Here is a 13,088-nt window from a genome sequence, read left to right on the forward strand (position 1 = left end):
CACATGGACCATCCGGGGTTCTTTTCCTTGGCCATTCTCTGGATGGTCCTTTGGGGGGCAATCGGCGGGGCGGTCATCCACCGCGCCTATCTTGCCCGCGATCTGGATGTGACTGCCGCCCGCACAGTCGGCGTGGCGGTCGGGGCGGCGACGGGGCCTTTCGGCCTTGTCCCGCTTTACCTGCGAACCCCGACACTGACCCAAGCGTGGCAGGCACTGCCCTGGATCGGAGTGGTTGCGGTATTTCTTTTCGCCTTTCAGGCGGCAGACCCCGACAATGTCTGTTTCACCTCGGGGGCCTTTGTCACCTCGCAATTGGTGAACGGGCTGATCATGGGCACGATCTACGGGCTGATGGCGCTGGGTCTGGCGCTGATCTTTTCGATCATCGGTATCGTCAGCTTTTCGCATGGCGAATTCTACATGATCGGCGGCATGGTGGTGTACTACATGACCGAAGTCTGGGCTCCTGGCCTTGGGCCCATCGCCGCTGTGATCGCAGCCTGTGCCGTTACCTTTGGCATCGGCGCGGCGTTCGAGCGGGCCTTTTTCACGCCGATCTATGCAGGAAAGGTCGAGCGTCCGAATGAATATGCGATCCTTGTTACCTTCGGTCTGGCCTTTTTCCTGCAATATCTTGTGCAGGGGCTTTCGGGGGCAAACCCTGTCAAGGCTTCACCTTTCTTCGAACTTCCGCGCAGTGAATGGCCGGCAGGCGCGCCGATCATCGAAACCACCCGGTCGAATATAAAGCTTTTCGACTTGATCTCGATCTCGACGCCCCGCCTGACAGCGGCAATCCTATCGGTGGTCATGCTGCTGGCGCTGATCTGGTTTCTTTACAACACCTGGACCGGCCGGGCTTTGCGGGCCACGGCGCAGGACCGGCAGGCGGCGGCGGTCGCGGGCATCAATCCGGGGCGTATGAATATGCTTGCCTTTGGGCTGGGCTGCATGCTGGCCGGGCTGGCTGGCGCGGTTCTGGTGCAGGCCTTTTCCTGGCTGCCCCAGACTGGGGCCATTCCCGCACTGCGCGCCTTTGTCATCATCGTTCTGGGCGGTCTTGGATCCTTGCCAGGCGCCTTTATCGGAGGATTAATCCTTGGTCTGGTCGAAGCGGCGGGCGCGGGCTGTGTGCCTGACCCGACTCGGGCAGCGGCCTATCTGCCGGCCTATGGCATGATCATCCTGACACTTGTCCTTCTCTTGCGCCCGCAGGGGCTATTTGGGAGGAAAGCATGATTTCCCATGCCCCCAAAATCGCCGGATATGTCGCGGCGGCCATTCTGGTCCTGTTCCCGTTAGTCTATTCGGCAGGCAACTATGACTTCGTGATGCATCTTTGGATCACGGCCTTTTACTACGCCATTCTTGCCTCAAGCTGGGCCTTGCTGGCGGGCTATGGCGGTCAGTTCTCATTCGCCCATCTCGCCTTTATGGCCATGGGGGCTTACGGCGCGGGGATTCTGGACAATTACGTCTTTCTGACTTCTCTGCCGACGGGCACCTGCACCGAGTTCGGGATATTTGGAACCAACATCGTCCTTCTCCCCCCGTCAGGCACGGGCGACGCCGGCGCTTGTCTGACAGCGGCCCGTGCAACATGGCCCGAAGGGGCAACCGTTAACCGCTTTCCGTTGCTTCTGCAGATTGCCTTCGGCGCAATCGTCGGTGGCGGGGCTGGCTGGCTGATCGGCACCTTGGTCCTTCGCCTGCGTGCGGCCTATCTGGCGCTCTTCACCGTGGGGCTTTCGGAAATCCTCCGTGCAGTCCTGTCGGCGGAGATCTGGCTGACCCGCGGGCAGGCTGGAATGCCGATGTCTCCGCTGTTCCCCGATGGCATCACCATCCTTGGCACATCCTATGGCCCGGCGGCCAAGCTGCCCGCCTATTACGTCATGCTGGCGCTGTTCTTTGCAACACTTGCGCTGCTTCTATGGGTAGCGCGGTCGCGGATCGGGCTGTTCCTGCGGTCCCTGCGCGAAGATGAGGATGCAGCCGAGGCGCTTGGCGTCGATACAGTGAAATGGAAGCGCGCAGTCTTTGTTTTGACCGCCGCCATCGCAGCGACGGCTGGGGCGGTGCAAGGGCATTACGTTGGCCTGATCACCCCAAACACCATTGTGCTTTTGCAAATGTCGCTGGTCATCGCAATGGCGGTGATCGGAGGGCTCGAAAACGTGGTGGCGGCGGCCATCGGCGCGATCCTGATCTCTTTCGCGCTGGAGTTCCTGCGGACAGATTTCACCATTCTGGGTTTTGAGGTCGACATGACGACATGGCGGTTGGTTTTCTTCGGCCTGCTCTTGATGCTGACCCTGCGTTTCCTGCGAAATGGGGTGATCCAAGGCGCGCTGATGTGGATCGAACGGCGCGGTGTGGGCGCGGAAACCGTCGCCAAGCGTCGTGCGGTGGAGGAGGCAAAATGATCACCCTTGACGTCAAAGACATCCGCAAGAAGTTCGGTAGCCACGAGGTGTTGAAAGGCGTCAGCTTTCGCATCGAAGGCCCGGAACTGGTCGGCCTAATCGGTCCTAACGGCGCAGGTAAGACGACTCTGACCAATGTGCTGGACGGCGCGATCAAACCCGACGGCGGAACCATCCGGCTGAACGGCACAAGGATCGACCCGTTGCACCCCTATGAAATCGCCCGCGCCGGGTTGGGGCGCACCTTTCAGGTGACGCGCGCCTTTCGCCGAATGACGGTGCTGGAGAACCTCTACGTTCCCGCCATGGCCATGGACGCAAGCGTGAACCGCAAGGCGATGGAGGAAAAGGCCAACGAGATCCTGGCCTTTCTGACCATCGACCATTTGCGGAACGAATATGGCCGCGCGCTATCTGGCGGGCAGCAGAAGCTGTTGGAACTGGGGCGTCTCTTGATGCTCGATCCCGATGTCTACATTCTGGACGAGCCCTTTGCCGGCGTGCACCCCAGCCTTATGGCCACGATCTACAAATGGATTGAGCGGGTGAATGGCGAGGGTAAGGCGATCATCCTGATTTCGCACCAGATGGAATCGATCTTCACCCTTTGCCGCCGCCTTCTGGTGCTGAACTTCGGCGATCTGATTGCCGACGGTCCTCCCGCCCTCGTCAAGAATGATCCCGCCGTGATCGATGCTTATCTGGGCGTCGAAGAAGACATGTCCGGCACTGGCCTGCTGACGCGAGAGGCGACCCATGCTTGAAGTGCGCAACATGGACGTCGGCTATTACCGCGACCTGAACATTCTTTCGGCGCTGAACCTTGATGTGAAGCGAGGCCAGATCGTCACCATCCTTGGTGCAAATGGGGTGGGTAAGTCCACCTCACTCAAGGCAATCTACGGCTTTCTGCGCCCTAATGGCGGCACCATTCATCTGGATGGCAAGCCATTGATCGATGTACCCCCGCATGAGCGGATCAACCTTGGCCTTGCCTATATCCCCCAGCATCCCGGCATCTTTCGCGAGATGACGGTCGAAGAAAACTTGCTCTTGGGCGCATGGACCTTCCGGCGTGACAAGGCCCGGATTGCGGAAAAGCTGGACGAACAATACAGCCGCTTTCCGGTCTTGAAGGAAAAGCGTCGTCAGCCGTCGGGGCAGCTTTCGGGCGGGCAGCAGCGGATGATCGAGATCGGCCGCACCCTGATGGGCAACCCCAAGGTCCTGTTGGTCGATGAACCCACGGCGGGCCTGTCCAAGACCTATGCCGAAGAGGTCTATCAGATGCTGCGCGATCTGCGCGACAGGGACAATCTTGGTATCCTGCTTGTCGATCAGGAAATCCGCCACGCGCTGCGGATCGCTGACTATGTCTATGTGCTGGAACTGGGGCGCAACAAGTTCGAAGGCCCGCCATCCGAGTTCGGCGATCTGCAAAAAGCGTTCTGGGTGGGCTGATGCGTCTGATCCATACCGGCGGCACGATCGGCATGGTGCCGTCGCCGCAAGGCCTTGTCCCGGCAACGGGGCTGGTCGAGGCGGCCGTCGGCGAAAGGGCGCGGGTCACGGCCCTTGATCCGCTGGTCGACAGCGCTGCCATCGGCGCGGCTGACTGGAACCTCCTGCTTGACTTGATTGATACCGCCGACGATCCGGTCGTCGTGACCCATGGCACTGATACCATGGCCTATACCGGCGCGGCTCTTTCCCAGGCGCTGGCCGGTCGCGCCGCTCCGGTCATCCTGTGCGGCGCCATGGCCCCGCTGGGAACCGGGGGCGATGCCGAGGGCAATCTTGACCTTGCGCTGTCGGCACGGCCAGGCCCCGGCGTCTGGCTGGCCTTCGCCGGACGCCTGATCCCCGCGGCGGGCCTTGTTAAACACGACAGCCATGGCGCCGACAGCTTTCGCGCGGTGCCGCAGGCGCCCTCATCTCTACCTCCAGCACGCCGGTTCGGCGCAGCCCGTATAGGCATCTTGACCCTGACACCAGGTATTCCGCCAGCAATGGTCCGCGCGGCCTTGTCCGAACTCGACGGTTGCGTGCTGCGCGTTTTCGGCGCGGGAACCGCGCCGCCCGATCTGGCGCTATATCGTGCTCTGTCGGATGCTCAGTCGCGCGGATGTGCCCTGCGGGCCGTTTCGGCCTGTGAAACCGGCGGCCTTGCCCCCGGTGCCTATGCGGCAGGCGCCACCCTTTGGGAGTCTGGGGTGCAGAACGGTGGGCTGGAAACAGCTGAAGCGGCCTTCATCCGGCTTTGGCTCCACCATTCGAAAGGGTCATGATGCGGCAGGACAAGGATTCGCTCGGGGTTGTAGACATCCCAGATCACGCGCTCTGGGGCGCTCAAACCCAGCGCGCGATCGACAATTTTCACGCGAGCGGCATCCCCATCAGCCATTTCCCGTCGCTGATCCGGGCACTTGCACAGGTCAAGCGGGCGGCGGCCGCCGTAAACGCATCTCAGGGGCGTCTGGACCCTGCTCTGGCCCGCGCCATCATACAGGCTGCCGATGAAGTGACCAAGGGCGCACATATGGCGCATTTTCCCGTCGATGTTTTGCAAGGCGGTGCCGGTACGTCATCGAACATGAACATGAACGAAGTTCTGGCCAACCGGGCTCTGGAAATCCTAGGCCATCCGCGCGGCGCGCATCACGTCTTGCAGCCGAATGACCATGTGAACCTGTGCCAATCCACCAACGACGTTTATCCGACCGCGATCAGGCTTGCGCTGATGGCCGAGACGCTTGGCCTGCAAGCTGCGCTGACCGGTCTTGCAGAGGCTTTCGCGACCAAGGGAACAGAATTTGCCGGGATCGAAAAGCTGGGTCGCACTCAGTTGCAGGACGCCGTGCCCATGACCCTTGGACAAGAGTTTAACGCCTTTGCAAATACGCTGCGAGAAGACGTGCAGCGACTGGACGAAATTCCCCGGCTTTTCGCTGAGGTCAATCTTGGGGGCACGGCCATCGGCACCGGCCTATTGGCGCCGGAGTCCTATCGTGCCGCCGTCGTGCCAGAGCTGGCGCGGTTGACGGGACTGCCCTTGACCCCCGCGCAGGACCTGATCGAAAGCTCGTGGGACACCGGTTCATTCGTGCTGTTCTCGGGGATGCTGAAACGCACGGCGACAAAGCTGTCCAAGATCGCCAATGACCTTCGGCTTCTGTCCTCGGGTCCACGCGGCGGGTTGGGCGAGATCACCTTGCCAGCGATGCAACCGGGGTCGTCGATCATGCCCGGAAAGGTGAACCCCGTGATCCCGGAAATGGTCAACCAGATCGCTTTTCAGGTGATCGGGGCAGACCTTACCGTGACACTGGCGGCAGAGGCGGGCCAGCTGCAACTGAATGCCTTCGAGCCGATCATCGCCTACAACTTGTTGACGGTGCTGACCCTTCTTCCTCGTGGCGCCACGGCGTTGGCCCAGCTTTGCGTGGCCGGTCTGACTGCGAACCCCGACACCTGCCGTGCCCATCTTGACCGCTCAACGGCGCGCGTGACCGCCATGGTTCCAGAGATCGGTTATGCTCGGGCAGCGGAACTGGCCAAGGAATTGCTGCAGAGTTAGGTGAGTTCACGCGGATCAATGGCCGTTCCGGCGCGAGCACAGAATTCTGACAGCGCGCATCTAGTCCGCACTCTGCCCCGGCAAATCCCCAAGGATCGCGCCCGCGGCTCAAGACTACTTACTGTTCTTGCGTCAAGGGCCGCTTTTCCTGCCATCCTGTGTCAAATTGCCAGGCAAGCATTCGTCCACTGTCCGCCCGGAACTCGTTTTTTCATCCGCTTAAGGTTAGACGGGTCATCGGTTGCGTCAGGCGTTCGCTGAGCCGGACGAAGCCGCTATTCGCCGTCAGTCTTGGAGCGGGAGGTTCTTCCCCGTGCCGTTCGTCTGATGAGAGAAATTGGCAAAACAATAATTGCGACGATTGCCAAGAGAATTGCCCCAAAGAAGTGATGTAACTTACTGCCCGCACGCCAAAATCCATGGGCTAACGTTGACGTGGCCAACAATGTGCCCGTAATTAGGTTGCGCATGCAGCCTCCCCAGTATCACCTTCTGTAGAGAGACAGTAGCAGAACCAATTTCCGGCACAAAGGGCTCGAAACGGCCCTTCGCTGACGTTCCCTCCAATGGCCGATTTGGGCCGGTTGTGTGGAACACGACGTAACGCCGGCACAAGGCGGGCAACGGGCAGACGCGATTTCACCATCAAGGTCCGTGGTCGCAGCAAAGCTCATGCCCATCTGCTCCCAAGCGCCCCTCAGTGTGACATGCGTGTTCCGTCCCGAGCCGCAGTCACAGGTACAAGGCGCGCATCGAAGATGAGGGCATTAATTTGCTGAATACAGCGCTCGCCAGCGAAGTTCGCCATGCCTTATCTTGCCAGTTTTGAATATCGAAGAAATCGGCGGAACTTGGGTAAGCAAGTCGTGGTGGTACGGCGTTTTCGCGCCGTACCACGTGCCTGGTCTCAACCCAGATGGTGCGTTTCAGGCACGCCGTAAACTGGCGTGTCTAGACCTTCCATCCGTGCTTTCAGCTGCAGCGAAAGGAACTGGCTGTAATGCCGTGACTGGTGCAGGTTGCCGCCGTGGAACCACAGCGCCTCTTGCTTGGTCGGTTTCCACATGTTGCGCTGCTCGCCGACCCAGGGACCGGGATCCTTTGGCGTGTCCGACCCCAGGCCCCAACACTTGCCCACCTTGTCGGCGACGTCCTTGCCGATCAGGTCGGCCGCCCAGCCATTCATCGAGCCATAGCCAGTGGCATAGACGATCACATCCGCCTCTAGTTTGGTGCCGTCTTGCAGCACCACACCATCGGGCACGATCTCTTTCACGTTTCCATGGGCCAGCTTGATCTTGCCGTCTATGATCAATTGGCTCGCACCCACGTCGATGTAATAGCCCGAGCCACGGCGCAGGTATTTCATGAACAGGCCCGACCCGTCCGCCCCCCAGTCCAACCAGAACCCGGCCTTCTCCAGCCCCGCATAGAACTCGGCATCCACCTCGCGCATCTTTTCATATAGCGGGATTTGGAACTCATGCAGGATCTTGTAGGGCAAGCTCGCAAAGATCAGATCGGCCTTCTCGGTCGTCATGCCCGACCGCACCGCCTGTTCCGAATAAAGCGCGCCGAGGCCGATATCCATCAGCGTGTCGGATTTGACGATATGGGTGGATGACCGCTGGACCATGGTCACGTCGACGTCGTTTTCCCAAAGCGCGGCGCAGATGTCATGGGCCGAGTTGTTCGAGCCGATCACCACCGCCTTCTTGCCCCGGTAGGCATCTGGGCCGGGATGGCGCGAGGAATGGTGCTGATCGCCCTTGAAAGTCTCCATCCCCGGATATGTGGGTAGGTTCGCCTTGCCCGACATGCCGGTGGCAAGGACCAACTGCTTGGGCTTCAGGACCACTTCCTGCCCATCCCGGTCTACGACAATGGTCCACTCGCCGGACTGTTCGTCATACTTGGCGGATTTGCAGGTGGTCTTGGACCAGTAATTGAGCTCCATCACCTTGGTATACATTTCAAGCCAGTCACCCACCTTGTCCTTAGGTGCGAAGACGGGCCAGTTCTCGGGGAACTTGATGTAGGGCAAGTGGTCGTACCAGACCGGGTCATGCAGGCAGAGCGACTTGTAACGGTTGCGCCAGCTGTCGCCGGGCCGCTCGTTCTTTTCGATGATGATGGAGGGCACGCCCAGTTGCCGCAACCGCGCACCAAGGGCAATACCCCCCTGCCCGCCACCAACGATCACGACATAGGGCTGCTTGGTATAGCCCAGATCGCGCGCCTCGGCCTCGCGTTCTTCCTTCCAGGTCAGGCGATGCTTGCCCGCCCCGTGCTTCGCCCCCAGCGGGCGAGTGAAGCCCTTGTGCTCTTCGTGGCCCTTCAGTTCTACCATCGTGGTCAAGAGGGTCCAGATCTTGCCCCCGATCAAGCGGATCAGGCCATAGCCCCGCGCCACGCCCGTCTCGAATTCGATCCAGGCCGTGGTTACGCCGCCGTCTTCCGACGCCGTCTCGCCTTCCGCAATCGTCCAGCCGCTGGGCTTCGTCGCCGCGAGTTGCGACCGCAGCATCCCGCCAATGGCCGCCTTGCCCTCGCTGGTGTGAATGTTCCATGTAAAGGTCACGAGATCGCGCCAATAGCAGTCGTCCTGAAAACAGGCCACCGCCGCGTCGATATCCCCCCGCTCCAGCGCCGCACCGAACGTGTCCAGCACCCCCTGCACCTCAGCATTCGCAGTCGTGTCGAGCATGTCGTCCTCCCTTTCGCTCTTGTGTCGGAAAGGGTGCCCCATCCCCACCCCCTGTCACGCGACAGACGCACCCGAGGCCGCGCGCAAAAAAGTTTCCCGGCCCTCGCGTTGCACGCGCAACAAATCACGCAACGACCCAAAGGCGCTACTGCGGCAACAGCCCCTCACGCCGCGCCCGACGCAGGATGGTGGACCGGTTCACCCCCAACCGTCGCGCGGCCAGTGCCATGTTCCCCCCACAGGCCGCCAGCACTTCGGCCAGCGACTCGCCCTCTTCCGCCACCGCCAGAGGTGCAGGAGGCAGGTCGGGCAGATCGACCACCGCCCCCTCTGCCAAGGCGATGGCAACCTCCAGCGTATTGGCCAATTCCCGCAGGTTCCCCGGCCAAAACCGCGCCTGCAATTCCGCCCGCGCGGCAGGCGACAAGCGCAGGCTGTCGGGCCGAAGATGCCCGAACTGCCGCATCATCCGATCCACCAGCCAGTCGAAATCCTGCCGCAAACGCAGCGGCGGCAGGGTCAGCGTCACGGCTGCCAGCCGGAAGAACAGATCGGCCCGGAACGCCCCCGCCCGCACCATCGCGCCCAGATCGGCGGCGCTCGCCGTGATCAGCCGGGGTCTGCGGCGCAGGGGCAGCGCATCGAACCCCGCGACAACCGCCAGAAGCATCGCCTGCGCCTCCGCGTTCATTGCCTCCGGCCCGTCGATGAACAGCGTCCCGCCCGCCGCCGCCTCGGCCAGCGCGGCCACCTCGCCTATCGCGGCAGTGGGCAGGGTGACAAAGGGACGGCTGCCCACCTGCGCCATATGCATGGCGCGCACCAACCGCTCCTTCCCCGTTCCCGTCTCGCCCGTGACCAGCACAGCAATGGGCGTGGGGGCCAGACGTGCCGCCTCGGCCACGATCCGTTGCACCTTCGGGTCCGGCCCGCCGATGGCCTGAAAGGCCCCACCAGGCACCGGCACCGCCCCACGCAGGGCGGCAGGAAACCGTTCCGATTGCGGCGCGATGGCATGGCCGAACATGCCCTGCCCGTCGCGCAACTGGATCAGCCTTTCCTCTGTGGGTCGCCCGCGCATCAGATCGGGCAAGCTGTCCACCGACAGATCGAAGAACCGGTCGATCCGCTCTCCGATCACCGGCCCCACCGCCTGCCGTGCCAGCACCGTCTCGGCCCCATGTGTCATCCCGATGATCCGCCCCGACCCGTCCAGCGCCACCGCCGCCTCCGGGTCCACATCCAGAAATTCCGGGCTGGTCGAAAACCGCAACACCCAATCGCCCCGGTTCATCGCCATCAGGTTCGCCATCTCCACCCGCCGCACGCTCGCCTTCACAAGGCTGAGCGCGAGGCTCTGGCTGATCTTCGGCTGTGGCGACCGCAGAAGCGAGATATCCAGCACCGCCGTCAAGTTCCCGCCCGTATCAAAGATCGGCGCGGCGGTGCAGGACAGGGGCGTATGCGTCAGGTCAAAATGATCCGATTGATGGATCGTGATCGCCTCCTTAGACACGATGCAGGACCCCACCCCGCAGGTCCCCGCCAGATCCTCCGACCAGTCCGATCCAAGGTAAAGCCCCGCCGCCCGCAATTCCTCTTGGAATTTCGGATCGCCAAAGTAATCGACTGTCACGCCCTTGGCATCGGCCAGAAGCAGCACGTATTTCTGCCCCGCAATCTGGCGAAACAGCGCCTCAAGCCCACTCCGGGCAATAGCGATCAGCCGTTCGGATTGTTCGCGGTGCTCACGCAGCCGCGCCTCGGTCACGATATGGGCAGGCGACGGCTTGGCGGGATCCATTCCGTATTGCTCAACACAGCGCCGCCAGGATTGTTCGACAAACGCATCCCGCCCCCTGCCGCGCCCCGACAGAACCTCGTCGATTTCCCGCAGATGCAAGAGGTCGGACATGTCTACTCCAACTCAAGCCTGTGGTGCAGGATCATGCATTCCTCCCTCTGGGGCAATGGTGCCTTCGTCGAAATCCGAAATCAGCCAAGACGACGCGCTCGCTTATGTCTTCAGGTGAAACGCTCCTTTTGCCGGGCCATTTGAGCGCGGGAAATGCTTTGACCTTCATCCGTCGGGCGGATGGACTGCGCGAAAGGCGCGGATCGTCCAACGAAGGACAGGCGACGAAACGGACACCCAAATGAACCGAGTGTCGGTCCGCTTTGGGCAGGTCCTGCCTCCCACGCCCGGCATCGCCACTCAGACGTCGCTAAAGATGCAAACGTCCGCTTCGTCGAAAGCGGACAGTGGGTCTTGGAATTTGTGCAGATCTCTTACTTGTCCCCCGCCTGCTACTCCTTCCCAGCAAGGACATCACGGGCAGAGATCAACATGCAGTGTGTCGCAGGGATTCAAAACTGAAGCACGGTGCGTGCTGCGACTGTTTCCAAGTGACGCTGTGGCGTGTCATTGGCCATCTGACATTTAAAAGATGCGTCCACGTCCCTTAGCGCTTGCCGCTATTGAGAACCGTCTCGGCCTTTCTAGCGAAGATCGGGATCGCTTTATCTGCACGGCGTTCCGGCAGCGCTCCTGTGCATTGCGACGGGTCTTCCGGCGCATCGTTCGAGGGTTGGAGGCCAAATTCAAAAAGCTTCGGGCGCGGGACTTGAACCTTTTGATATTGTTGAGGAATTAGTTTTGGTTGCGGGGGCAGGATTTGAACCTGCGGCCTTCAGGTTATGAGCCTGACGAGCTACCGGGCTGCTCCACCCCGCGCCATTTTTGTCTGACTTGGTTGGTTTTTGGAATCGTTGAGGGATTTGTGCTTCTTTCTAGGTTTGGCGGTGACCTACTCTCCCACGTCTTAGGACGCAGTACCATTGGCGCGACGGCACTTAACGGCCGGGTTCGGGATGGGACCGGGTGTTTTGCTCGTGCTATGACCACCAAACCGAGGAAGGAGCACGGGGCGTGTTTTTGTTTCACGCCCCTTACATCAGTATTTGTTCCAAGATTGCTTTTGAGTTTCAGGAACAGCCTTGCTGTTTCTGGATCAAATCAAGCCTATCGGGCAATTAGTACCGGTCAGCTGAACGCATTGCTGCGCTTACACCTCCGGCCTATCGACGTGGTGGTCTTCCACGGCCCTCAAGGGAGACCTTGTTTTGAAGGGGGCTTCCCGCTTAGATGCCTTCAGCGGTTATCCTGTCCGATCATAGCTACCCTGCACTGCCGTTGGCACGACAACAGGTCCACCAGTGGATCGTTCACCCCGGTCCTCTCGTACTAGGGGCAACTCTTCTCAAGTCTCCTACACCCACGGCAGATAGGGACCGAACTGTCTCACGACGTTCTAAACCCAGCTCACGTACCTCTTTAAATGGCGAACAGCCATACCCTTGGGACCTGCTCCAGCCCCAGGATGAGATGAGCCGACATCGAGGTGCCAAACGATGCCGTCGATATGGACTCTTGGGCATCATCAGCCTGTTATCCCCAGAGTACCTTTTATCCGTTGAGCGATGGCCCTCCCACTTGGGACCACCGGATCACTATGGCCGACTTTCGTCTCTGCTCGACTTGTCAGTCTTGCAGTCAGGCTGGCTTCTGCCATTGCACTCAACGAGCGATTTCCGACCGCTCTGAGCCAACCTTCGCGCGCCTCCGTTACTGTTTGGGAGGCGACCGCCCCAGTCAAACTCCCCACCATGCATGGTCCCGGACCCGGATAACGGGCCGCGGTTAGACATCAAGAGTGCGAAGGGTGGTATCTCAAGGGAGGCTCCACAGAGACTGGCGTCCCTGCTTCGATGCCTACCACCTATCCTGCACATCACAATCCTGATGCCAGTGCAAAGCTGGAGTAAAGGTTCATGGGGTCTTTCCGTCTAACCGCGGGTAGTGTGCATCTTGACACACAGTTCAATTTCGCTGAGTCCACGTTAGAGACAGCGGGGAGATCGTTACGCCATTCGTGCAGGTCGGAACTTACCCGACAAGGAATTTCGCTACCTTAGGACCGTTATAGTTACGGCCGCCGTTTACTGGGGCTTCAATTCGGAGCTTGCACCCCTCCTTTTAACCTTCCAGCACCGGGCAGGCGTCAGACTGTATACGTCGCCTTACGGCTTCGCACAGCCCTGTGTTTTAAGTAAACAGTCGCCACCCCCTAGTCTGTGCCCCCCGCCCATAGTTGCCTACAGACGGGGCTCCCTTCTCGCGAACTTACGGGAGCATTTTGCCGAGTTCCTTTAACGTGGTTCTCTCAAGCGCCTTGGTATACTCTACCAGTCCACCTGTGTCGGTTTAGGGTACGGTCTGATGGAGGGCTATTTCCAGGGACCTCTAAGCAGCTCACCCAATCCGATAAGGGCAAACTACAGTCGAGATCCGTCACATCCTCCTGGCCCAGGAATA

Annotated in this window: 8 protein-coding genes, 1 tRNA gene and 2 rRNA genes (1 of these 11 running past the window's edge); 6 read left to right on the forward strand and 5 right to left on the reverse strand. The window is 60.6% G+C overall.

The window, feature by feature from the left end; translation table 11 throughout:
• Positions 1-3: 3 nt before the first annotated feature.
• Genes QF092_RS05820 through QF092_RS05845 form a run of 6 tightly spaced genes read left to right on the forward strand, consistent with a single transcriptional unit; the run spans position 4 to position 6,006 of the window.
• Positions 4-1,242, forward strand: coding sequence for a branched-chain amino acid ABC transporter permease (locus QF092_RS05820; protein WP_281468504.1), 1,239 nt, complete (start codon positions 4-6; stop codon positions 1,240-1,242).
• Positions 1,239-2,429, forward strand: a complete 1,191-nt coding sequence (locus QF092_RS05825) for a branched-chain amino acid ABC transporter permease (protein WP_281468505.1) — start codon at positions 1,239-1,241, stop codon at positions 2,427-2,429. The genes QF092_RS05820 and QF092_RS05825 overlap by 4 nt, the downstream gene beginning before the upstream one ends.
• Complete coding sequence (locus QF092_RS05830) at positions 2,426-3,193, forward strand: ABC transporter ATP-binding protein (protein WP_281468506.1); 768 nt, start codon at positions 2,426-2,428, stop codon at positions 3,191-3,193. The genes QF092_RS05825 and QF092_RS05830 overlap by 4 nt, the downstream gene beginning before the upstream one ends.
• Entirely contained in the window at positions 3,186-3,890 is a 705-nt protein-coding gene (locus tag QF092_RS05835) for an ABC transporter ATP-binding protein (protein WP_281468508.1), read from the forward strand. Before QF092_RS05830 ends, QF092_RS05835 begins: the two co-directional genes overlap by 8 nt.
• Positions 3,890-4,717 carry an asparaginase gene (locus QF092_RS05840; protein WP_281468510.1) on the forward strand — a complete coding sequence of 276 codons (828 nt, stop codon included), beginning with the start codon at positions 3,890-3,892 and terminating at the stop codon, positions 4,715-4,717. Before QF092_RS05835 ends, QF092_RS05840 begins: the two co-directional genes overlap by 1 nt.
• The gene (locus QF092_RS05845) at positions 4,714-6,006 is read left to right on the forward strand and encodes an aspartate ammonia-lyase (RefSeq protein WP_281468512.1); all 1,293 of its coding nucleotides are present in this window, start codon (positions 4,714-4,716) and stop codon (positions 6,004-6,006) included. The genes QF092_RS05840 and QF092_RS05845 overlap by 4 nt, the downstream gene beginning before the upstream one ends.
• 907 nt (positions 6,007-6,913) lie before the next feature.
• On the opposite strand, the gene QF092_RS05850 is transcribed toward QF092_RS05845, so the two are convergent.
• The 5 genes from QF092_RS05850 to QF092_RS05870 all read right to left on the reverse strand — a co-directional run.
• A complete protein-coding gene (locus QF092_RS05850) occupies positions 6,914-8,713 on the reverse strand; it encodes an NAD(P)/FAD-dependent oxidoreductase (protein ID WP_281468514.1) in 1,800 nt (599 codons plus the stop codon).
• A gap of 145 nt (positions 8,714-8,858) precedes the next feature.
• Positions 8,859-10,628: a sigma-54-dependent Fis family transcriptional regulator gene (locus tag QF092_RS05855; protein ID WP_281468515.1), complete on the reverse strand. Its 1,770-nt coding sequence runs from the start codon at positions 10,626-10,628 to the stop codon at positions 8,859-8,861.
• Between the two features lie 742 nt (positions 10,629-11,370).
• Positions 11,371-11,447 (reverse strand) — tRNA-Met (locus tag QF092_RS05860).
• A gap of 60 nt (positions 11,448-11,507) precedes the next feature.
• A 5S ribosomal RNA gene (gene rrf, locus QF092_RS05865) occupies positions 11,508-11,622 on the reverse strand.
• Between the two features lie 103 nt (positions 11,623-11,725).
• Positions 11,726-13,088 (reverse strand): 23S ribosomal RNA (locus QF092_RS05870) (it continues 1,469 nt past the right edge of the window).

The organism is Fuscovulum ytuae, from assembly GCF_029953595.1.
GTDB lineage: Bacteria > Pseudomonadota > Alphaproteobacteria > Rhodobacterales > Rhodobacteraceae > Paragemmobacter > Paragemmobacter ytuae.